The sequence below is a fragment of the Enterobacter cloacae complex sp. 2015409 genome (assembly GCF_041365315.1).
GTDB lineage: Bacteria > Pseudomonadota > Gammaproteobacteria > Enterobacterales > Enterobacteriaceae > Enterobacter > Enterobacter pseudoroggenkampii.
Genome location: NZ_JBFTVM010000001.1, coordinates 1,894,834 through 1,912,811, shown reverse-complemented (window position 1 = coordinate 1,912,811; position 17,978 = coordinate 1,894,834). Strand labels below are relative to the sequence as shown.

Annotated in this window: 20 protein-coding genes; 16 read left to right on the top strand and 4 right to left on the bottom strand. The window is 57.0% G+C overall.

Annotated elements, in window-relative coordinates; all coding sequences use genetic code 11:
• Positions 1–204: 204 nt before the first annotated feature.
• The 4 genes from rimJ (at position 205) to murJ (ending at position 4,040) form a co-directional block, all read left to right on the top strand.
• Complete coding sequence (gene rimJ / locus ACDO57_RS09315) at positions 205–789, top strand: ribosomal protein S5-alanine N-acetyltransferase (protein ID WP_008500822.1); 585 nt, start codon at positions 205–207, stop codon at positions 787–789.
• 9 nt (positions 790–798) lie between these two features.
• Positions 799–1,449, top strand: coding sequence for a YceH family protein (locus tag ACDO57_RS09310; protein WP_061715550.1), 651 nt, complete (start codon positions 799–801; stop codon positions 1,447–1,449).
• A gap of 2 nt (positions 1,450–1,451) precedes the next feature.
• A complete protein-coding gene (locus tag ACDO57_RS09305; protein WP_370883876.1) occupies positions 1,452–2,375 on the top strand; it encodes a Gfo/Idh/MocA family protein in 924 nt (307 codons plus the stop codon).
• A gap of 129 nt (positions 2,376–2,504) precedes the next feature.
• Positions 2,505–4,040 (top strand): murein biosynthesis integral membrane protein MurJ, encoded by a 1,536-nt coding sequence (gene murJ, locus ACDO57_RS09300; protein WP_024909009.1) that lies wholly within the window; start codon positions 2,505–2,507, stop codon positions 4,038–4,040.
• A gap of 59 nt (positions 4,041–4,099) precedes the next feature.
• Here murJ and flgN read toward each other — a convergent pair whose 3' ends face one another.
• The 3 genes from flgN to flgA form a co-directional block, all read right to left on the bottom strand.
• A complete protein-coding gene (flgN, locus tag ACDO57_RS09295; protein ID WP_008500818.1) occupies positions 4,100–4,525 on the bottom strand; it encodes a flagella biosynthesis chaperone FlgN in 426 nt (141 codons plus the stop codon).
• A gap of 4 nt (positions 4,526–4,529) precedes the next feature.
• Positions 4,530–4,823, bottom strand: coding sequence for a flagellar biosynthesis anti-sigma factor FlgM (flgM, locus tag ACDO57_RS09290; protein ID WP_032650838.1), 294 nt, complete (start codon positions 4,821–4,823; stop codon positions 4,530–4,532).
• Positions 4,824–4,916: 93 nt separating this feature from the next.
• Entirely contained in the window at positions 4,917–5,576 is a 660-nt protein-coding gene (flgA, locus tag ACDO57_RS09285; RefSeq protein WP_024909011.1) for a flagellar basal body P-ring formation chaperone FlgA, read from the bottom strand.
• A gap of 157 nt (positions 5,577–5,733) precedes the next feature.
• Here flgA and flgB point away from each other — a divergent pair, with 157 nt between their 5' ends.
• The 11 genes from flgB (at position 5,734) to flgL (ending at position 15,630) form a co-directional block, all read left to right on the top strand.
• Positions 5,734–6,150: a flagellar basal body rod protein FlgB gene (gene flgB, locus ACDO57_RS09280; protein ID WP_023311135.1), complete on the top strand. Its 417-nt coding sequence runs from the start codon at positions 5,734–5,736 to the stop codon at positions 6,148–6,150.
• Between the two features lie 3 nt (positions 6,151–6,153).
• On the top strand, positions 6,154–6,558 hold the full coding sequence (gene flgC / locus ACDO57_RS09275) for a flagellar basal body rod protein FlgC (protein WP_008500814.1): 405 nt from the start codon (positions 6,154–6,156) through the stop codon (positions 6,556–6,558).
• A gap of 11 nt (positions 6,559–6,569) precedes the next feature.
• Entirely contained in the window at positions 6,570–7,280 is a 711-nt protein-coding gene (flgD, locus tag ACDO57_RS09270; RefSeq protein ID WP_061715548.1) for a flagellar hook assembly protein FlgD, read from the top strand.
• Between the two features lie 26 nt (positions 7,281–7,306).
• On the top strand, positions 7,307–8,557 hold the full coding sequence (flgE, locus tag ACDO57_RS09265) for a flagellar hook protein FlgE (RefSeq protein ID WP_061715547.1): 1,251 nt from the start codon (positions 7,307–7,309) through the stop codon (positions 8,555–8,557).
• 20 nt (positions 8,558–8,577) lie between these two features.
• The gene (locus tag ACDO57_RS09260; protein WP_008500811.1) at positions 8,578–9,333 is read left to right on the top strand and encodes a flagellar basal body rod protein FlgF; all 756 of its coding nucleotides are present in this window, start codon (positions 8,578–8,580) and stop codon (positions 9,331–9,333) included.
• 11 nt (positions 9,334–9,344) lie between these two features.
• Positions 9,345–10,127 carry a flagellar basal-body rod protein FlgG gene (flgG, locus tag ACDO57_RS09255; RefSeq protein WP_008500810.1) on the top strand — a complete coding sequence of 261 codons (783 nt, stop codon included), beginning with the start codon at positions 9,345–9,347 and terminating at the stop codon, positions 10,125–10,127.
• A 57-nt stretch (positions 10,128–10,184) separates the two neighbouring features.
• A complete protein-coding gene (gene flgH, locus ACDO57_RS09250) occupies positions 10,185–10,883 on the top strand; it encodes a flagellar basal body L-ring protein FlgH (protein ID WP_024909015.1) in 699 nt (232 codons plus the stop codon).
• 12 nt (positions 10,884–10,895) lie between these two features.
• A complete protein-coding gene (locus ACDO57_RS09245; RefSeq protein ID WP_029740346.1) occupies positions 10,896–11,993 on the top strand; it encodes a flagellar basal body P-ring protein FlgI in 1,098 nt (365 codons plus the stop codon).
• Positions 11,993–12,946 carry a flagellar assembly peptidoglycan hydrolase FlgJ gene (flgJ, locus tag ACDO57_RS09240; protein WP_024909017.1) on the top strand — a complete coding sequence of 318 codons (954 nt, stop codon included), beginning with the start codon at positions 11,993–11,995 and terminating at the stop codon, positions 12,944–12,946. The genes ACDO57_RS09245 and flgJ overlap by 1 nt, the downstream gene beginning before the upstream one ends.
• A gap of 75 nt (positions 12,947–13,021) precedes the next feature.
• Entirely contained in the window at positions 13,022–14,662 is a 1,641-nt protein-coding gene (gene flgK / locus ACDO57_RS09235; RefSeq protein ID WP_032650846.1) for a flagellar hook-associated protein FlgK, read from the top strand.
• Positions 14,663–14,676: 14 nt separating this feature from the next.
• Positions 14,677–15,630 carry a flagellar hook-associated protein FlgL gene (flgL, locus tag ACDO57_RS09230; protein ID WP_024909019.1) on the top strand — a complete coding sequence of 318 codons (954 nt, stop codon included), beginning with the start codon at positions 14,677–14,679 and terminating at the stop codon, positions 15,628–15,630.
• Positions 15,631–15,705: 75 nt separating this feature from the next.
• On the opposite strand, the gene ACDO57_RS09225 is transcribed toward flgL, so the two are convergent.
• Positions 15,706–16,920, bottom strand: a complete 1,215-nt coding sequence (locus ACDO57_RS09225) for an MFS transporter (RefSeq protein ID WP_370883875.1) — start codon at positions 16,918–16,920, stop codon at positions 15,706–15,708.
• 109 nt (positions 16,921–17,029) lie between these two features.
• On the opposite strand from ACDO57_RS09225, the gene ACDO57_RS09220 reads away from it, so the two are divergent.
• On the top strand, positions 17,030–17,968 hold the full coding sequence (locus tag ACDO57_RS09220; protein WP_370883874.1) for a LysR family transcriptional regulator: 939 nt from the start codon (positions 17,030–17,032) through the stop codon (positions 17,966–17,968).
• The last annotated feature ends 10 nt before the right edge of the window (positions 17,969–17,978 follow it).

Sequence of the window (17,978 nt, the reverse complement as noted above, 5' to 3'; positions counted from 1 at the left end):
GCTAACATTCTGCGGTGTCGCCGCGTTTTTTCCCACCCCTGAACGCGACAATATTTTTTTATCAAAAGGGTGCTTTGATAGAGAGTTCTCATCGAAAAGTGTGAAAAGAGGGCAAAATGGTATGTCACTGTTTTCACAGACGGCGCAGGCGCAGGTATAGTAAAGCTAATGGGTAAGCTGAAGTGACGGGAAGGAGTGGTATCGATGTTTGGCTATCGCAGTAATGTGCCAAAAGTGCGTCTGACAACGGACAGGCTGGTCGTTCGTCTGGTGCATGAGCGTGATGCCTGGCGTCTGGCGGATTATTACGCCGAGAATCGCCAGTTTTTAAAACCCTGGGAACCCGTTCGGGATGAGAGCCATTGTTACCCTTCCGGCTGGCAGGCGCGCCTCAGCATGATTACGGAATTTCACAAGCAGGGCAGCGCGTTTTATTTCGCTCTGCTGGATCCTGAAGAGAAAGAGATTATCGGGATCGCCAATTTTTCAAACGTGGTGCGGGGATCGTTTCACGCCTGCTACCTTGGCTACTCCATCGGCCAGAAATGGCAGGGGCAGGGGCTGATGTACGAGGCGTTAACGGTGGCGATCCGCTATATGCAACGCACGCAGCATATCCATCGCATCATGGCGAACTATATGCCGCATAATCAGCGCAGCGGCAATTTGCTGGCGCGTTTAGGGTTCGAGAAAGAGGGTTACGCCAAAGACTATCTGTTGATAGACGGAGAGTGGCGCGACCACGTTCTGACGGCGTTAACCACCCGGGACTGGACCGCAGGTCGTTAAGGAGAAAAGATGAAGTATCAGCTAAACGGTACAGAAGCGCGCGTGATTGGGTGCTTACTCGAAAAACAGGTCACCACGCCGGAGCAGTATCCGCTCTCTGTCAACGCCGTGACCATGGCCTGCAACCAGAAGACCAACCGCGAGCCGGTGATGAACCTCAGCGAGCATGAGGTTCAGGACGTGCTCGATGCATTGGTAAAACGCCACTATCTACGCACCGTCAGCGGCTTCGGCAACCGCGTGACCAAATACGAACAGCGCTTTTGTAACTCCGAATTTGGCGACCTGAAGCTGAGCAGTGCGGAAGTGGCGGTCATCACCACGCTGTTGCTGCGCGGGGCGCAGACACCGGGGGAACTGCGCACGCGCGCTTCCCGTATGCATGAGTTCAGCGAGATGCAGGAGGTCGAGCAGACCCTGGAAGGGCTGGCTTCTCGCGAAGACGGTCCATACGTGGTGCGTCTGGCGCGCGAGCCGGGCAAACGCGAAAGCCGCTATATGCATCTGTTCAGTGGTGAAGTTGATATTTCAGTTAAATCCAGCGCAACCGATATTAGTGCTGGAGATGACGATTTGGTTGCCCGCGTAGAGGCGCTGGAAGATGAGGTCGCCGGGCTGAAACAGCGTCTGGATGCGTTGCTGGCACATTTGGGAGACTGACGGTGAAAAAATTACGCGTAGGCGTGGTGGGGCTGGGCGGCATCGCGCAAAAAGCCTGGCTGCCTGTTTTAGGTGCGGCGACGGACTGGACCCTGCAAGGGGCATGGTCACCCACCCGAGAAAAGGCAGAACGTATCTGCGAAACCTGGCGCATTCCGTATGCTGCCTCCCTGCAGGATCTGGCCCGCGAGTGTGATGTGGTATTTGTCCATACCTCAACGGCAACCCACTATCAGGTGGTGAGCGAGCTGCTCAATTTGGGGGTTCACGTCTGCGTGGATAAACCGCTGGCTGAAAATGTTCAGGATGCCGAACGGCTGATTGAGCTGGCCGCGCGCAAAAAACTGACGCTGATGGTGGGCTTCAACCGCCGCTTTGCGCCGCTTTATCAACAGCTGAAGGCGCAGTCGGGCACACTCGCCTCGCTGCGGATGGATAAGCACCGTACCGACAGCATTGGGCCAAACGATTTGCGTTTCACGCTGCTGGATGACTATCTGCACGTTGTGGATACGGCGCTGTGGCTCGCCAGCGGCAATGCACAGCTGCAAAGTGGCACGCTACTTACGAACGAGCAGGGTGAAATGGTCTACGCCGAACATCATTTCGCGATTGACCATCTACAGATCACGACCAGCATGCATCGTCGTGCGGGGAGTCAGCGTGAATCCGTCCAGGCCGTCACCGACGGCGCGTTGTACGACATAACCGACATGCGTGAATGGCGGGAAGAGAAGGGCAGCGGCGTGGTGACGCTACCTGCCCCTGGCTGGCAGAGCACGCTTGAACAGCGCGGTTTTGCCGGTTGTGCCCGTCACTTTATCACCTGCGTGCAAAATCAGACGGTTCCTGAAACGTCCGGTGAGCAGGCCATTATGGCGCAGCGCATTGTGGAAAGGCTCTGGCGCGAGGCCATGAGCGAATAACTCGCTGTAACATCTGCGGATAGTAATTCGTTGAAATCCGGTTAGACTAAGCGCCGCTTGTTGGCTTTGCCGGGTGGCGCTTAGGCTCACCTGGCCTACAAATCCGTATGGTTCTGGAAATTCACGTTAATGAACTTATTAAAATCGCTGGCGGCCGTCAGCTCGATGACCATGTTTTCCCGCGTGCTGGGTTTTGCGCGCGACGCCATTGTGGCAAGGGTATTTGGTGCAGGGATGGCCACGGACGCCTTTTTCGTCGCGTTCAAGTTACCGAACCTGCTGCGTCGTATTTTTGCTGAAGGGGCGTTTTCCCAGGCATTCGTGCCTATCCTGGCGGAATATAAAAGCAAGCAGGGTGAAGACGCGACGCGCGTCTTTGTTTCTTATGTCTCCGGGCTGCTGACGCTGGCTTTGGCGGTGGTGACGGTACTCGGGATGCTGGCCGCGCCGTGGGTGATTATGGTAACCGCGCCAGGTTTTGCCGATACGGCCGACAAGTTTGCGCTCACCTCGCAGCTGCTGCGCATCACTTTCCCCTATATTCTGCTGATCTCGCTGGCCTCGCTGGTGGGGGCGATCCTGAATACCTGGAACCGCTTCTCTGTTCCGGCGTTTGCGCCAACGTTTCTCAACGTCAGCATGATCGGCTTTGCCCTGTTCGCTGCGCCGCACTTCAACCCGCCGGTGCTGGCGCTGGCTTGGGCGGTCACCGTGGGCGGCGTGCTGCAGCTGGCGTATCAGCTGCCGCATCTGAAAAAAATCGGCATGCTGGTGCTGCCGCGCATCAATCTCAAAGATGCCGGGGCGATGCGCGTCATCAAGCAGATGGGGCCCGCTATTCTCGGCGTCTCCGTCAGCCAGATCTCGCTGATCATCAACACCATCTTTGCCTCGTTCCTCGTGTCCGGCTCGGTTTCCTGGATGTACTACGCCGATCGTCTGATGGAGTTCCCGTCCGGGGTGCTGGGCGTGGCGCTGGGGACCATCCTGCTACCGTCGCTGTCGAAAAGTTTTGCCAGCGGTAATCATGATGAGTATTGCCGCCTGATGGACTGGGGATTACGTCTCTGCTTCCTGCTGGCCCTGCCAAGCGCGGTGGCGCTGGGTATTCTGGCCAAACCGCTGACGGTGTCGCTCTTCCAGTACGGGAAATTCACCGCCTTTGATGCCGCCATGACCCAGCGCGCGCTGATTGCCTACTCGGTCGGATTGATGGGGCTGATCGTCGTCAAGGTGCTGGCGCCCGGGTTCTACTCGCGTCAGGACATCAAAACGCCGGTGAAAATTGCCATTGTGACGCTGATTATGACGCAGCTGATGAACCTGGCGTTTATTGGTCCGCTGAAGCATGCGGGCCTGTCATTATCGATTGGTCTGGCGGCCTGTCTGAATGCCGGACTGCTGTACTGGCAGCTGCGCAAGCAGGATATCTTTACGCCGCAGCCGGGCTGGGGAAGTTTCCTGGTGCGTCTGATCGTGGCGGTACTGGTGATGTCTGCCGCGCTGCTCGGCATGATGTACGTGATGCCGGAGTGGTCTCAGGGCACCATGCCCTACCGTCTGATGCGGCTGATGGCCGTGGTGGGCGTCGGGGTGGTGGCGTACTTTGCCACGCTCGCGGTGCTGGGCTTCAAAGTGAAAGAGTTTGCCCGTCGGACGGCATAAACGCCAAAAGGGGAGTTCACCTTATGGTGCTCCCCACTGCATGATTTGTCGCTGATGCGTCAAATCGAAATCTTTTTCACACCCGCAATACGCGCAGTCGCTGTCTGACCATCCGCACCGTACAGTCCGGTTTCTTTATGCGGTTTCAACACCTCAAGTGCCTGCTGATTACGCTCAATCTGACCTTCCAGTAGCCAGCCGTTATGCTGGTTAAGATCGCGCAGGTGCTGGGTTTTTTCGGTAATGGTCTGCCAGCGCTCAATAATATCGTCATTGGCGCTGCGCTTCGGATCCTGCTCAGCGCGGCGTTGTTGCTCCAGATAATCCAGCGTCGCCAGAAGCGAACTCTTATCTTCAGTAATACGCTGCAGCGCGCTGCCGTTGATGTGACCGGAAGAGAGATGCTGTTGTTCAGCGTCCATTACCGTTTTCAGGTCGTTCAGGACAACCGTCATTTGATCCAGTATTTCTGACAGTCGACTCATACGGTTAGTTACTCTGTAAGAAACTCTGTGCTTCCTGAATCAGGGCATCAGCGATCTTGCTGGTATCCATTTTCAGTTCACCGTTACGAATAGCCGTTTTCAGCGCTTCAACACGTTCCATATTGATATCGTTGGTGCCTGGCTGCATCAGTTTCGCCTGCGCATCGCTCAGGGTCACGCTGGTGCTGTTGGACGTTGACGGTTTTTCCAGACGCGTTTTTTGCGCAGGAGTGTCATTCGTTTCGCGAGGTTGTACAGCGCTTACCGGCTTCAGGGCTGATGTACGATCAATGCTCATAGTGTTGTCCTCATCGAGGGTTCGCGGCGTTTGCGCCTGACATCATCATTAGTGGAATATTTATCGGCACGCGCCGCGAAATCTTTAAAAAGATTATAGGTTAATCAGAATATTCCCATCAGAATCGACGGTTCCGCTCACCACCTGGCCTGAGGACATTCTGACGCGGATGTTTTGCGCCACCGCGGCATTGTTTAACGCTTTCCCTTCACTGTTGATACTAAAGCCCTCTCCGTTGGCCACCACCATCACCTGCTGGCCCGCTTTTATCCGCCATGCCTGGCGCAGCATTGAGAGCTGTATCGGCTGGCCTGGTGCAACATCACGCAGGCTGACGGCGTCCTGTGCCTGGTTTATTTCCAGCATGGTGCGTGGAGGCAGCTGATCCAAACGGCCGCGTTTTAACGTCACGCTGTTCGTCTGCAGTACGCTGCCGCGCGCAATGGGCACGGCGGCGACAACATAATTGCCCGTCGCCTGAACTGCAACCTGTAAATAGCGTTTTTCGTTGGCGCAGCGTGCCAGCACGTTCACATTCCCCCAAAGCTTTGTGAACCCCACCACGCTGAACGAAGGCTGGTCACACGTCGGGTACAGATTCGGTGGCGTGCGCACGGTAACGGTAACGTCATCGCTAAAGCCTGCCAGCTTCTCAGCAAAGAAAGCCGTCAACTGATCCTGTAAGCCTTCAGCCTGCACCAGCGGGCTAAACAGCCAGAAAATTGCCATCAGGCCACGTTTTAACGTTTGCATCGCAAGTTCCACCGTTTCCAGAGTTGAATGAATTCTACCTGCAGTGGTTTTGCATCAACGCAATAAATAGCGACGCATTTTGCGCTTATTCCGTCGATAGGGGAGACCGGGTGAGATTTAAGCTGTGAACTGAAATTTTGCCATCAGCGGAGGAGACATGCTCGATAAACTCGACGCCGCGTTACGTTTTCAGCAGGAAGCGCTCAATTTACGCGCCCAGCGGCAGGAGATTTTAGCCGCCAACATCGCTAACGCCGATACCCCGGGGTTTCAGGCGCGCGATATTGATTTTTCCAGTGAACTCAAAAAGGTGATGGAGCGTGGACGTGCCGAAGGAACGGGTGTTGCACTTGCCATGACATCCTCTCGCCATATTCCTGCTCAGGCGATGACCGCGCCAGCGACCGATTTACTTTACCGCATTCCCGATCAGCCCTCACTCGACGGTAACACCGTGGATATGGACCGGGAGCGTACGCAGTTTGCCGATAACAGCCTGAAATACCAGACGGGCCTGACCGTACTCGGCGGACAAATCAAAGGCATGATGAACGTCCTGCAGGGGGGGAACTGATAGATGGCCTTGTTGAATATTTTTGATATTGCCGGTTCGGCGTTAACCGCGCAGTCCAAACGCCTGAACGTGGCTGCCAGTAACCTGGCAAACGCCGACAGCGTCACCGGACCCGACGGCCAGCCTTATCGTGCCAAACAGGTTGTCTTTCAGGTCGATGCTGCGCCGGGCGCGGCGACGGGCGGCGTGAAGGTGTCTGATGTGGTAGAGAGCCAGGCGCCTGACAGGCTGGTGTATGAGCCGGGTAACCCGCTCGCGGATGCCAGCGGATACGTGAAGATGCCAAACGTGGATGTGGTGGGTGAGATGGTGAACTCCATGTCGGCTTCCCGTAGCTACCAGGCCAACGTCGAAGTGCTTAATACCGTGAAGAGCATGATGCTCAAAACACTCACTCTCGGCCAGTAAAGGAGACATGCATGTCCATCGCCGTAAATGTGAATGATCCTACGAACTCGGGTGTTAACAACACAAAGAGTACGACGGGTTCTAACTCCCTGACGGGGAGTAACGCCGCCGATCTTCAGGGCAGCTTTCTGACGCTGCTGGTGGCGCAGCTTAAGAACCAGGATCCCACCAACCCAATGCAGAACAACGAACTGACCACGCAGCTTGCGCAGATCAGTACCGTGAGCGGCATTGAGAAACTGAACACCACCCTCGGTTCCGTCTCTGGGCAGATTAACAGCGCCCAGTCTCTGCAGGCGGCAAGCCTGATTGGCCACGGGGTGATGATCCCGGGAACCACGATTCTGGCGGGTAGCAGCACCACCGACGGCAATACCACCACGACGACCACGCCGTTTGGCGTTGAGTTGCAGCAGGCGGCGGAGAAAGTAACCGCAACCATTACCGACAGCAACGGCACGGTCGTGCGCACCATTGATATCGGCGAGCTGAAGGCGGGTGTTCACACCTTTACCTGGGATGGCAGCCTGACCGACGGCACGAAAGCACCAAACGGTTCCTACAAAGTAGCGATCAGCGCCAGCAACGGGACAACCCAGCTGGTAGCGCAGCCGCTGCAGTTCGCGCTGGTCCAGGGCGTGATTAAAGGAAGCGACGGCAACAAACTGGATTTGGGAACCTCGGGTTCCACCACACTCGACGAAGTTCGGCAGATTATCTAAGCCTTAACACTTATCAGGAGTAAGTCATGGCCTTTTCTCAAGCGGTCAGCGGCCTGAATGCTGCGGCCACCAACCTGGACGTCATTGGCAACAACATCGCCAACTCCGCGACCTATGGTTTTAAATCCGGTTCTGCATCATTTGCAGACATGTTTGCCGGTTCCAAAGTCGGCCTGGGCGTGAAAGTTGCGGGCATCACTCAGGACTTTACCGACGGTACCACCACCAACACCGGTCGTGGTCTGGACGTTGCTATCAGCCAGAACGGTTTCTTCCGTATGGTCGATTCCAACGGCTCTGTGTTCTACAGCCGTAACGGTCAGTTCAAGCTGGACGAAAACCGTACGCTGGTGAACATGCAGGGCATGCAGCTGACGGGCTACCCGGTAGCGGGTACGCCGCCTACCGTTCAGACCGGTGCGAACCCTCAGGCGATTACTATCCCGAATACCCTGATGGCGGCAAAATCGACCACCACCGCGACGCAGCAGATCAACCTGAACTCAACCGACCCTGTTCAAACGGCCCCTTTCGATGCGACCAACCCGGACACCTATAACAAAAAAGGGACCGTGACCGTATTCGACAGCCAGGGTAACGCCCATAACATGTACGTCTACTACGTGAAGACGGCCAACAATAAATGGGATCTTTACACTCAGGACGGCAGCGTTGCAGGTTCTACAGCAGCGAAAGCGGCGCAGATGAACTTTGATGCGAACGGTAACCTGGCGGGTGTCTATAACTACGACGCTGCGGGTGTACTGAGCGCAACGCCAAACGCCACGCCGGCCATTAACATCACCACGGGTTCTGTCAGCGGTGCGACGGCTGCGACCTTCTCCCTGAGCTTCCTGAACTCCATGCAGCAGAACACCGGTGCGAACAGCGTGGTGGCAACCAATCAGAACGGCTACAAGCCAGGCGATCTGGTGAGCTACCAGATCAACGACGATGGCACCGTGGTGGGAAGCTACTCTAACGAACAGTCTCAGGTTCTGGGTCAGATCGTGCTGGCAAACTTCGCCAACAACGAAGGTCTGAAATCAGAAGGCGACAACGTCTGGTCTGCCTCTCAGTCCTCCGGCGTGGCGCTGCTGGGTACCGCAGGCACCGGTAACTTCGGCAAGCTGACCAACGGCGCGCTGGAAGCCTCCAACGTGGATATGAGTAAGGAACTGGTGAACATGATCGTCGCGCAGCGTAACTATCAGTCGAACGCGCAGACCATCAAAACCCAGGATCAGATCCTCAACACGCTGGTTAACCTGCGTTAAGCGGCTAACAGGAAAGCGCAATGGATCACGCAATATATACCGCGATGGGCGCGGCAAGCCAGACGCTCAATCAGCAGGCCGTTACCGCCAGCAACCTGGCAAACGCCTCAACGCCGGGCTTTCGCGCGCAGCTTAATGCGCTGCGCGCGGTGCCGGTAGAAGGGCTTTCCCTGCCAACCCGTACGCTGGTGACGGCATCAACCCCAGGCGCCGATATGACGCCAGGGCAGATGGACTATACCTCACGCCCGCTGGATGTTGCCCTGCAGCAGGACGGCTGGCTGGCGGTGCAAACGGCCGACGGCAGCGAAGGCTATACCCGTAACGGGAACATCCAAGTGAGCGCGACGGGCCAGCTGACGATTCAGGGGCATCCGGTAATGGGGGAAGCGGGTCCGCTGACCGTGCCGGAAGGCTCTGAGCTGACTATCGCCGCGGACGGCACCATTTCGGCGCTGAACCCGGGCGACCCGGCCAACACCGTTGCGCCCGTCGGACGTCTGAAGCTGGTTAAGGCGGAAGGCAAAGAGGTGCAGCGTGGCGATGACGGCATGTTCCGTCTGACCCAGGCGGCGCAGGCGACGCGGGGTGCCACGTTACAGGCCGATCCGAGCATCCGCGTGATGTCCGGCGTTCTGGAAGGCAGTAACGTCAAGCCGGTCGAAGCCATGACCGACATGATCGCCAGCGCCCGCCGCTTTGAAATGCAGATGAAGATCATCAGCAGCGTGGATGAAAACGCGGGCAAGGCTAACCAACTTCTGGCTATGAGTTAACAGGACTCCTTATGATCAGTTCTTTATGGATCGCGAAAACAGGCCTGGACGCCCAGCAAACCAATATGGACGTGATTGCCAACAACCTGGCAAACGTGAGCACCAATGGTTTCAAGCGTCAGCGCGCCGTTTTCGAAGATTTGCTTTATCAAACCATCCGCCAGCCGGGGGCGCAGTCTTCTGAACAGACGACGCTGCCTTCGGGCCTGCAGATCGGTACCGGTGTTCGCCCGGTGGCCACCGAGCGTCTGCACAGTCAGGGCAACCTGTCTCAGACCAACAACAGTAAAGACGTGGCAATCAAAGGGCAGGGCTTCTTCCAGGTGCAGCTGCCTGACGGTACCTCTGCTTATACCCGCGACGGTTCGTTCCAGGTCGATCAGAACGGCCAGCTGGTGACGGCGGGCGGTTTCCAGGTCCAGCCTGCGATCACCATCCCGGCCAACGCCCTGAGCATCACCATCGGACGTGACGGTGTGGTCAGCGTGACCCAGCAGGGACAGGCCGCGCCGGTTCAGGTTGGGCAGCTCAACCTGACCACCTTCATGAACGATACCGGTCTGGAAAGCATTGGTGAGAACCTCTACACCGAAACGCAATCCTCCGGTACGCCAAATGAGAGCACCCCGGGCCTGAACGGTGCGGGCCTGCTGTACCAGGGCTATGTTGAAACCTCCAACGTGAACGTGGCGGAAGAGCTGGTGAATATGATCCAGGTTCAGCGCGCGTATGAAATTAACAGTAAAGCAGTGTCGACGACCGACCAGATGCTGCAGAAACTGACGCAACTCTAAGGTGTAGCCCGGTGCGGTAAACGCCGCGCCGGCTCCCTGTTTTCGAAGATGAAGGCAATGCAAAAAAACGCGGCGTTTCGTTATCCGATACTGACTGTTCTGGCTGTCACCCTCAGCGGGTGTGCTTTGATCCCGTCCAAACCATTGGTCCAGGGTGCGACGACTGCCCAGCCCGTTCCTGGCCCTGCGCCAGTGGTAAACGGCTCCATTTTCCAGACCGCGCAGCCGATTAATTACGGCTATCAGCCGCTGTTTGAAGATCGCCGCCCGCGTAACGTCGGCGATACATTGACCATTGTGCTGCAGGAAAACGTCAGCGCGAGCAAGAGCTCGTCGGCGAATGCCAGCCGCGATGGCAAAACCAATTTTGGCTTCGATACCGTGCCACGCTATCTCGAAGGGCTGTTCGGCAACGCGCGTGCTGATGTGAACGCGTCCGGCGGCAACACCTTTAACGGCAAAGGCGGCGCGAACGCCAGCAATACCTTCAGCGGTACGCTGACGGTCACGGTTGACCAGGTACTGGTTAACGGCAACTTACACGTTGTGGGTGAAAAACAGATCGCCATCAACCAGGGCACTGAATTCATTCGCTTCTCGGGCGTGGTTAACCCTCGCACCATCAGCGGCACCAACACCGTTCCGTCCACCCAGGTGGCGGATGCGCGCATTGAGTACGTCGGTAACGGCTATATCAATGAAGCGCAAAATATGGGTTGGCTGCAGCGCTTCTTCCTTAATTTATCGCCGATGTAAGCGAGGTGACCCATGTTTAAATCGATCTTCGCCGTGGCGCTTGCGCTGGTGGCAACGTTTGCCCAGGCTGACCGTATTCGCGACCTCACCAGCGTTCAGGGCGTACGTGAAAACTCCCTGATCGGCTACGGTCTGGTGGTGGGTCTGGATGGTACCGGTGACCAGACGACCCAGACGCCGTTCACCACCCAAAGCCTGAACAACATGCTTTCCCAGCTCGGCATTACCGTGCCGGCGGGAACCAACATGCAGCTGAAAAACGTGGCGGCAGTAATGGTCACCGCGTCCTACCCGGCGTTTGCGCGCCAGGGACAAACCATTGACGTGGTAGTCTCCTCAATGGGTAACGCCAAAAGCCTGCGCGGCGGTACGCTGCTGATGACCCCGCTGAAAGGCGTCGACAGCCAGGTCTATGCGCTGGCGCAGGGGAACATTCTGGTCGGCGGTGCGGGAGCATCCGCAGGCGGAAGCAGCGTGCAGGTGAACCAGCTCAACGGCGGACGGATTACCAACGGGGCGATCATTGAGCGTGAACTGCCGACTCAGTTTGGCGCGGGCAATACCATTAACCTGCAGCTCAATAATGAAGACTTCACGATGGCGCAGCAGATTGCCGATACCATCAACCGCAGCCGCGGCTACGGTAATGCAACGGCACTCGATGCGCGCACCGTACAGATCCGTACCTCTACCGGCAGCAGCAACCAGGTGCGCATGCTGGCAGATATCCAGAATATGGAAGTGAACGTTCCGGTCCAGGATGCGAAGGTGATCATCAACTCCCGTACCGGCTCGGTGGTCATGAACCGGGAAGTGTCGCTCGACAGCTGCGCCGTGGCGCAGGGTAACCTCTCCGTGACGGTAAACCGCTCCGCGAACGTGAGCCAGCCGAATACGCCATTTGGTGGCGGTCAGACGGTGGTGACCCCGCAAACGCAGATTGATATGCGTCAGAGCGGCGGGTCACTGCAAAGCGTGCGCTCCAGCGCCAACCTGAACAGCGTGGTGCGTGCCCTGAATGCCCTGGGGGCAACGCCGATGGATCTGATGTCCATCCTGCAATCGATGCAAAGCGCGGGCTGCCTGCGCGCCAAACTGGAAATCATCTAATGCTGACCGATAGCAAACTGTTGACCAGTGCAGCCTGGGACGCCCAGTCGCTCAACGAGCTGAAAACCAAAGCAGGAAAAGACCCGGCGGCGAACATCCGCCCGGTTGCCCGCCAGGTAGAAGGGATGTTTGTACAGATGATGCTGAAAAGCATGCGTGAAACCCTGCCGAAAGACGGGATGTTCAGCAGTGATTCAACGCGTCTCTACACCAGCATGTATGACCAGCAGATTGCGCAGCAGATGACTGCGGGTAAAGGCCTCGGTCTGGCTGACATGATTGTCAAACAGACCGAAGCCGCGCAGGGCATTCAGCCTCAGGAGCAGCCGCAGCAGGTGCCGATGAAGTTCGACCTGGAAACGGTGACCAGCTATCAGAACCAGGCCCTGACGCAGCTGGTGCGTAAAGCGATGCCAAAAGCCACGGGCAGCGGCGATGAGCCGCTCTCCGGTGACAGCAAAGACTTCCTGGCGCAGCTTTCTCTGCCTGCGCGCCTTGCCAGCGAACAGAGCGGCGTGCCGCATCACCTGATTCTGGCGCAGGCCGCGCTGGAGTCGGGCTGGGGTCAGCGTCAGATCCGCAAGGAAAACGGCGAGCCGAGCTTCAACATCTTCGGCGTGAAGGCCACCTCCAGCTGGAAGGGGCCGACAACGGAGATCACGACCACCGAATACGAGAACGGTGCGGCGGTGAAGGTCAAAGCCAAATTCCGCGTCTACAGCTCTTATCTGGAAGCCTTGTCCGATTATGTTGGCCTGCTGAGCCGAAATCCGCGTTATACCGCCGTTACGCAGGCGGCGACGGCGGAGCAGGGGGCTCAGGCGCTGCAAAACGCGGGCTACGCGACCGACCCGAACTATGCACGCAAGCTCACCAGCATGATCCAGCAGCTGAAATCCATGGGCGAGAAGGTCAGCAAAGCCTATAGCACAGATATCGAAAATCTGTTCTGAAAGTTCTCAAGTCCCGGTGGAGGTTGCCGATAACCTTCATCAGGACTCGTGTCTGAACGTATAAAAGGAACCCCCATGTCCAGTTTGATTAACAGCGCCATGAGTGGCCTCAGTGCTGCTCAGTCGGCACTCAATACCGTCAGTAATAATATTTCAAGCTATAACGTGGCAGGTTACACCCGCCAGACCACGGTGCTGGGTGCATCTAACAGCACGCTGACCGGCGGTGGCTGGGTGGGTAACGGGGTCTATGTCTCCGGTGTCCAGCGTGAGTATGACGCCTTCATCACCAACCAGCTGCGCGCCGCGCAGACGCAGAGCAGTGGCCTGACGACGCGCTACCAGCAGATGTCAAAAATCGACGACGTGCTCTCCGATACCACCAACTCGCTCTCCACCACGCTGCAGGATTTCTTCAAGAGTCTGCAAACGCTGGTGAGCAACGCGGAAGATCCGGCTGCACGTCAGACGGTGCTGGGGAAAGCGGGCGGTCTGGTCAATCAGTTTAAAACCAACGATCAGTATCTTCGTGACCAGGATACGCAGGTGAATACCGCCATCTCAAGCAGCGTATCTCAGATCAACAACTACGCGACGCAGATTGCGAATCTGAACGATCAGATTTCTCGTTTGACCGGCGTTGGCGCGGGGGCTTCGCCTAACGACCTGCTCGACCAGCGCGATCAGCTCGTGACTGAACTGAACAAAATCGTGGGCGTGGAAGTCTCCGTACAGGATAGCGGCACGTTTAATATCTCTCTCGGCAATGGTTACAGCCTGGTGCAGGGCAGCAAAGCCAGCCAGCTGGCTGCCGTGAAGTCCAGCGCCGATCCGGCGCGTACGACCATCGCCTACGTCGATGACGTGGCGGGTAATATTGAGATCCCCGAGAAATTTATCACCACCGGTTCTTTAGGCGGTTTACTGACCTTCCGTAATGAAGATCTGGATAAAGCGCGTAACACTCTGAACCAGATGGCGCTGGCCTTTGCCGATGCGATGAACACGCAGCATGAAGCTGGTTTTGATGCAAACGGTGATGCGGGCGGTAAGCTGTTCAACTTTGGTTCTCCTGCGGTGCTGTCCAACAGCAAGAACGGCGGATCGGCGGTTGTTACGGCCTCTGTGGCGGACAGCAAACAGGTCCAGGCGACTGACTATAAGCTGCAGTTTAACGGCACTGACTGGACGGTCACCCGCACATCAGACAAAACCAGCTTTACGATGAGCCCGGATGCCAGCGGTAATCTGTCGTTTGATGGCCTTAACGTCAACGTGAGCGGTACGGCAAATACCAAAGACAGTTTCACCGTGAAGCCGGTTTCCAACGTCATCATGAACATGGATCTGGCGATCAGCGACGAGTCCAAACTGGCGATGGCGTCGGTACAGAACGGCGGCGAAAGTGACAACCGTAACGGTCAGAAACTGCTCGATCTGCAAAACGGCAAAGTGGTGGGTGGAAATAAAACCTTCAACGATGCGTATGCCTCTCTCGTCAGTACCGTCGGTAGCACCACGGCGTCACTGAAGGTGAGCAGCCAGACGAAAGCCAATGTGGAAACGCAGTTAATCAAGCAGCAGCAGACCATCTCTGGGGTAAACCTCGACGAAGAGTATGGCAATTTGCAACGTTATCAGCAGTATTACCTGGCGAACGCGCAGGTTCTCCAGACTGCCAGTACGCTCTTCGATGCAATTATCAACATTCGTTAAGGTTGAGGTGAATAATGCGTATTAGCACCCAGATGATGTATGAGCAGAACATGCGCGGGATCACTGATTCCCAGAGCAGATGGCTGAGCTACGGTGAGCAAATGTCCACCGGTAAGCGCGTTAACCGTCCTTCGGACGATCCTATCGCCGCGTCGCAGGCCATCGTTCTGTCGCAATCTCAGTCGCAAAACAGCCAGTTCGCGCTTGCGCGTACCTTTGCAACGCAGAAGGTCTCGCTGGAAGATAACGTGTTAACCCAAGTGAACACCGCAATCTCAAGCGTGCGCGAGAAGTTAGTTTACGCGTCCAACGGCACATTAAGCGATGACGACCGTCTTTCTCTGGCGACCGATATCCAGGGGATCCGCGATCAGCTGATGAACCTGGCCAACACGACGGATGGCAATGGCCGCTTTATCTTTGCGGGATACAAAACCGAGAGCGCACCGTTTGATGCCGTGACCGGGGATTATAACGGCGGCGCAGAGGCCATCTCGCAGCAGGTTGATACGGCGCGAAATATGACCATTAGCCATACCGGACAGCAAATTTTCGAAAGCATTACCAGTAATGCGGAACAGCTGCCGGGCGGTGGATATGGCCAGACCAACATGTTCAAAATCCTGGATTCTGCCATTGCGTCCCTGAAGACACCGATTGAGAACGATCCGGCTGCCGCAACGGCGCAAAACCAGGTGATTGCCAATGCGCAGATCGGCATCAAAAACGCCCAGAACAACGTCCTGACGGTCGTTGCGGATGTGGGAACCAAGATGAACGAACTGGAAAAACTCGATACGCTGGGAGATGACCGTGCCCTGGGTCAGACTAAGCAGATGAGTGATCTGGTGGATGTCGACTGGAACGAAGCGATTTCCTCTTACACCATGCAGCAGGCGGCCTTGCAGGCGTCTTATAAAGCGTTTAGCGATATGCAGGGCATGTCTCTGTTCCAGCTGAACAAATAACATCTTGACCTCTTGGAACATGTCTTGAAACTGGGCATGTTTTACTGCCCAATCCGTCTGGATTGGGCATTTTTTTTATGCGGCTTCTGCCGGTACGGAGGCGACACGCGCGCTTTCTATCAGACGGATGACCAGCGCAATGACGCCACAGACGGTGGCCAGCGCGACCACGCCCGTCCAGCCAGCCAGCGAGTAGATATTGCTGCCTAACGCGGAGCCCAGCGCCATCCCGATAAAGACCACCGTAAAGAGCAGGGCATTAAGACGACCGCGCGCCTGCGGTTCAAGGCTGTAGACCAGGTTCTGGTGAGCGACCAGGCTGGACTGCAGACCCAGGTCGAACCCGACGGCAGAGACGGCGATCAGCATCAGCTGTCCATGAACGCTCAGCGCGGGCATCAGGAACATCAGGGCGAATGAGACGGTCACAAGAACTGCACCAAGCTGCGTGACTTTTCCTGCGCCCAGTTTGTCCGCCAGACCCCCCGCCAGCGGGGCAGCTAACGCACCGGCCGCACCCGCAATACCAAAACCACCCGCTACGGCACTACCAAGGTGATAGCGTTCCAGCAGCATGACCGCGAGCGTTGACCAGAAGGCGCTGAAGGCAATCGACAGAAAACCCTGAGCCAGCGCCGCGCGGCGCAGCGCCGGATAACGACGCCACAGATGTTCCATTGAGCGCATCAGCGCGGGGTAGCTCAGCGTGGAGTGAATGGCAAAACGGGGAAGCACAAACCACATCATCACCCCGATGAAGGTAATGCTCGCCGCCGCCAGCTGGTACATGACGCGCCAGCCAAACGCTTCGCCCACTACGCCGCTCACGGTTCTTGATAATAAGATACCCATCAGCAGCCCGGTCATTACCGTGCCCACGGTTTTCCCCTGTTTACCTTCTGGCGCAAGAATCGCCGCAGCAGGGACGATATCCTGTGCCATGGTGGCGGCCATGCCGATGAGCAGGCTTGCCAGCAGCAGAGAATGGATCTGCCCGGTCAGGCTACAGCCGAGAAGAAACAGCGCCAGCGCTGCGCTTTTAATCAGAATTAACGTCCTGCGGTCGTGGCGATCGCCCAGGGGAAGCAGGAACAGGATACCGAGCGCATAGCCTGCCTGAGTTAACGTTGGAACCAGACCCATACCTTCAATGCTCAGATGCAGATCGGCACCCATCAGCGGCAGCAGGGGCTGCGCGTAATAGATTGATGCCACGCTGAAACCGGCCCCCAGAGCCAGCATAAAAATCACCCAGCGGCTTACAGCATGGGGAGTCGTTGTTGTGTTCATAAGTTGTTCCTCATTCGTCGTGTGCGGCTATTTTTTATCAGTACGCCTTGCGACGGTAGCGGGCCCGGTGGTAAAACGCTTATACGTTTAACGTATAAGTGAAAATGCAATGAAAAGAGCTGAGCGTATAGACAGGGTGGAGCTAATGCGGACGTTTGTCCGGATAGTGGAGGCGGGTTCCCTCTCTGCGGCGGCACGGCAGCTGGCCACCACCCAGGCCACGGTGAGCAGACGGCTACAGTCGCTGGAGACCATGCTGGGCGTGCGCCTGATACTGCGCACCACCCACACGACGCGGCTGACGGATGACGGCGAACGCTGCTATCAGCACGCTCGTCGGGTGATTGACAGCTGGCTGGCGCTGGAAGATGAGGTGGGGCAGACGGAAGATGAGCCCGTAGGCGTGCTGCGGGTGCGTGCACCCCACGCGTTTGGTCAGGATCAGCTTCTGAAACCCGTAACCGAATTTTTGCAACGCTACCCGCAGCTTTCGATTGAGTGGATGCTCAACGATCGGTCAGCTGACTTCCTCGGCGACAACCTTGACTGTGCTATTCGGGTGGGCGTGGAGGTCGATCCGGCGACCGTATCCGTGCTGCTGGCGGAAGTGCCGCGCTCGGTAGTCGCTTCTCCGGCACTGCTGGCCCGTTTTCCAGCGGTTACCACGCCGGAGGATTTGCAGCAGTTTCCCTGGATAGCGATCAGCTCTTTCTACCAGCGCCACGTGGAGCTTTTTCACGATGCCTCGTCCGCCACCGCGCGGATTGCTATTACGCCACGCCTCAGCACCGACAGCCTGTATGTCGCACGCAATACGGTGCTCACCGGTCTCGGTGTGGCGGTGGTATCCAGCTGGACGGTACAGGATGATATTCGGGAAGGGCGGCTGGTGCATTTGCTGCCGGAGTGGCAGCCAGCGGCGCTGCCGGTGCATCTGGTTTACCCCTGGTCCCGTTATTATCCGGCACGCTTGCGGCGTTTTCTTGAGCTGATGCGGCAGGTCATGCCGGAGGTCTCCGGGATGAGAAGGCCTGTGCAGCATCCATAAAAAAAGCCGA

What these genes read in the sequence shown, in the direction of transcription:
- flgJ (WP_024909017.1), top strand. Translation starts at nt 11,993, where the DNA reads ATGCTGACCGATAGCAAACTGTTGACCAGTGCAGCCTGGGACGCCCAG.
- flgL (WP_024909019.1), top strand. Translation starts at nt 14,677, where the DNA reads ATGCGTATTAGCACCCAGATGATGTATGAGCAGAACATGCGCGGGATC.
- flgG (WP_008500810.1), top strand. Translation starts at nt 9,345, where the DNA reads ATGATCAGTTCTTTATGGATCGCGAAAACAGGCCTGGACGCCCAGCAA.
- ACDO57_RS09260 (WP_008500811.1), top strand. Translation starts at nt 8,578, where the DNA reads ATGGATCACGCAATATATACCGCGATGGGCGCGGCAAGCCAGACGCTC.
- rimJ (WP_008500822.1), top strand. Translation starts at nt 205, where the DNA reads ATGTTTGGCTATCGCAGTAATGTGCCAAAAGTGCGTCTGACAACGGAC.
- flgC (WP_008500814.1), top strand. Translation starts at nt 6,154, where the DNA reads ATGGCCTTGTTGAATATTTTTGATATTGCCGGTTCGGCGTTAACCGCG.
- murJ (WP_024909009.1), top strand. Translation starts at nt 2,505, where the DNA reads ATGAACTTATTAAAATCGCTGGCGGCCGTCAGCTCGATGACCATGTTT.
- flgK (WP_032650846.1), top strand. Translation starts at nt 13,022, where the DNA reads ATGTCCAGTTTGATTAACAGCGCCATGAGTGGCCTCAGTGCTGCTCAG.
- ACDO57_RS09245 (WP_029740346.1), top strand. Translation starts at nt 10,896, where the DNA reads ATGTTTAAATCGATCTTCGCCGTGGCGCTTGCGCTGGTGGCAACGTTT.
- ACDO57_RS09220 (WP_370883874.1), top strand. Translation starts at nt 17,030, where the DNA reads ATGAAAAGAGCTGAGCGTATAGACAGGGTGGAGCTAATGCGGACGTTT.
- flgE (WP_061715547.1), top strand. Translation starts at nt 7,307, where the DNA reads ATGGCCTTTTCTCAAGCGGTCAGCGGCCTGAATGCTGCGGCCACCAAC.
- flgN (WP_008500818.1), bottom strand. Translation starts at nt 4,525, where the DNA reads ATGAGTCGACTGTCAGAAATACTGGATCAAATGACGGTTGTCCTGAAC.
- ACDO57_RS09225 (WP_370883875.1), bottom strand. Translation starts at nt 16,920, where the DNA reads ATGAACACAACAACGACTCCCCATGCTGTAAGCCGCTGGGTGATTTTT.
- flgH (WP_024909015.1), top strand. Translation starts at nt 10,185, where the DNA reads ATGCAAAAAAACGCGGCGTTTCGTTATCCGATACTGACTGTTCTGGCT.
- flgB (WP_023311135.1), top strand. Translation starts at nt 5,734, where the DNA reads ATGCTCGATAAACTCGACGCCGCGTTACGTTTTCAGCAGGAAGCGCTC.
- flgA (WP_024909011.1), bottom strand. Translation starts at nt 5,576, where the DNA reads ATGCAAACGTTAAAACGTGGCCTGATGGCAATTTTCTGGCTGTTTAGC.
- flgD (WP_061715548.1), top strand. Translation starts at nt 6,570, where the DNA reads ATGTCCATCGCCGTAAATGTGAATGATCCTACGAACTCGGGTGTTAAC.
- flgM (WP_032650838.1), bottom strand. Translation starts at nt 4,823, where the DNA reads ATGAGCATTGATCGTACATCAGCCCTGAAGCCGGTAAGCGCTGTACAA.
- ACDO57_RS09310 (WP_061715550.1), top strand. Translation starts at nt 799, where the DNA reads ATGAAGTATCAGCTAAACGGTACAGAAGCGCGCGTGATTGGGTGCTTA.